Source organism: Mesobacillus sp. (assembly GCF_049588175.1).
Taxonomy (GTDB): domain Bacteria; phylum Bacillota; class Bacilli; order Bacillales; family Cytobacillaceae; genus Mesobacillus.
Window position 1 is genome coordinate 1 of the sequence record NZ_JBAVFI010000491.1, and the last position, 1,529, is coordinate 1,529.

Sequence of the window (1,529 nt, forward strand, 5' to 3'; positions counted from 1 at the left end):
AAGCTGCTAAAGGCAATGTTGAAGATATCCATTCGTATTATATTGTAAACGGGATGGCTGTTACAGCAACGAAAGAAGTAGCTGAAAAAGTAGCTTCTTTTGCGGAAGTTGAAAAAGTGCTGCCGAATGAAATGCGACAACTTTTTACAACGAAAACGAAAGAAGCTGTTGCACCTGCATCTGAAGTTGCCAATATTGAATGGAATGTTCAGCGTGTTAAAGCTCCCGATGTTTGGGCAATGGGAATTGATGGAGCCGGAACGGTTGTAGCAAGTATCGATACAGGGGTTCAATGGGATCATCCAGCATTAAAAGAAAAATATCGTGGTTATAATGCTTTGACGGGTCAGGCAAATCATGACTTCAACTGGTTTGACGCAACAACTGGACAAACCACGCCATACGATGACTTAGATCATGGAACACATGTGACAGGGACAATGGTAGGTAGTGAACCAAATGGATCCAACAAGGTTGGAGTAGCCCCTGGTGCGAAATTCATTTCTGTTAAAGCATTTACTGCAAATGGCGGGTCAGATGTCGACCTACTAGAAGCTGCAGAATGGATATTAGCACCAACAGATTCTGAAGGAAATGCCCGTGTTGATATGGCTCCAGATGTTGTAAACAACTCTTGGGGTGGTGGTCCAGGTCTTGACGAATGGTATCGTGATGTAGTAACCAACTGGCGTGCAGCAGATATTTTCCCTGAATTTTCAGCAGGAAACACAACGCCAACAAATCCAGGTGGTCCGGGTTCTGTTGCATCACCTGCAAACTATCCTGAATCATTTGCAACAGGTGCAACTGATATTAACAACGTAGTAGGTAATTTCTCTTTACGAGGACCTTCTCCTTATGCTGAAATCAAACCAGATATCTCGGCCCCAGGAGTAAATATCCGTTCTTCTGTACCTGGAGGTGGCTATGAAGGCGGTTGGAATGGAACATCGATGTCTGGTCCAGCTATATCCGGGGTTGCGGCATTGTTGCGCCAAGTAAACGCTAACTTAACCGTTGAAGAAATGGAACAAATTTTACTTGAAACAGCAATCCCATTAACTGACGCACAATATCCACAAACACCGAATCACGGGTATGGGTACGGTTTAGTAGATGCGTATGAAGCGGTGTCTTCAATCATGAACGGTATTGGGAAAATTGGTGGACAAGTTACGAAACAAGGTGAAGATGAAGAATCTCCAGTCTTTGAACATAGTGCTCCTATAGAAACGTATGAAGGAATGGATCTGGACTTGACGGTAACAGTGACAGATAACATCAGCGTTTCATCTGTTGAATTAAGTTATCTGGATGGAAACAATGAATGGCAAACTTTGTCGGCTTCAAGAATTTCTGGTGACTACAAAGTTGGTGAATACGCTGTTACGATTCCTGGAACTTCAGTAACAGGTGGATCATTTATTTATAAATGGATCATCAATGATTTCGGAAACAACGTTGTCAATAGTGAAGAATATATGGTTGAAGTGAAACCTGGTATTACGGTTGGTTACTTCGAAAATTTT

General features: G+C 42.4%; 1 protein-coding gene. It reads left to right on the forward strand.

From position 1 onward, the window contains the following. The coding region (locus tag WB217_RS11990; protein ID WP_423993453.1) for a S8 family serine peptidase at positions 1 to 1,529 on the forward strand (1,529 nt) is incomplete at both ends.